1 protein-coding gene is annotated in these 672 nt (G+C 35.1%); it reads left to right on the top strand.

All coding sequences use genetic code 11. The annotated features are described in order from the left end of the window. Positions 1-343 precede the first annotated feature (343 nt). Positions 344-604, top strand: a complete 261-nt coding sequence (locus RR876_RS16950) for a hypothetical protein (RefSeq protein ID WP_332637186.1) — start codon at positions 344-346, stop codon at positions 602-604. The last annotated feature ends 68 nt before the right edge of the window (positions 605-672 follow it).

The raw sequence follows: 672 nt of genomic DNA, 5'->3' as shown, positions 1-672 counted from the left end.
ACTACCGTACTTAGCTTTGGCTGAAGGTTTTCGTTTTATGATTGATCGTGAAGATTATGAAGATGTGTGGAAAGAAGATTAAGTCCAAAATTTTGGTCTAGAGATTTCTCAGAGCATACTGAGGTTAATCTTTTAGATATTTATGTCTTTTTGAGCCACTAAATCAGTGGCTTTTCTTTTTTTAGAATAGAAGTTACATCTAACAGTTTTACTGAAACAACATGATTAAATGGCGAATTTATTCAGTTGGTCGTTACATTTCTATGTTGGTGTATAAATAGACAATTATTTGTACTATGTTAATATAAGATGGAAATATACCTTGTGTAACGGGAGTTGTTCTATGACAGCTTATTACAGCCTTATGAAGGCAAGCAAATATGAGGATGATATGATTCCTAAACTTGCTATACATGCCTTTCGTCATGCCTTTAACAAAGCCTGTTCGGTTGCGACCGTTGTTTACGCCAAAGATCAGCAACTTGTACAACGTGAAGTGAATGGGGTTGAGACTATTCTGCAAGACTTATCTCAATGCTATGTCACAGTTGATCATCTTCCTAAAGTATTAAAACGTAAGAAAAAACAAGAGGCTGCTGTATAACTTAATGCCTCAACCAAGAATAAGAATGTTTGCTGGTCCTAATGGGTCTGGAAAAAGTACAGTTAAAG

It is taken from the genome of Acinetobacter sp. (assembly GCF_036666595.1).
Taxonomy (GTDB): Bacteria; Pseudomonadota; Gammaproteobacteria; order Pseudomonadales; family Moraxellaceae; genus Acinetobacter.
This window is presented reverse-complemented; position numbering and strand designations above follow the sequence as displayed.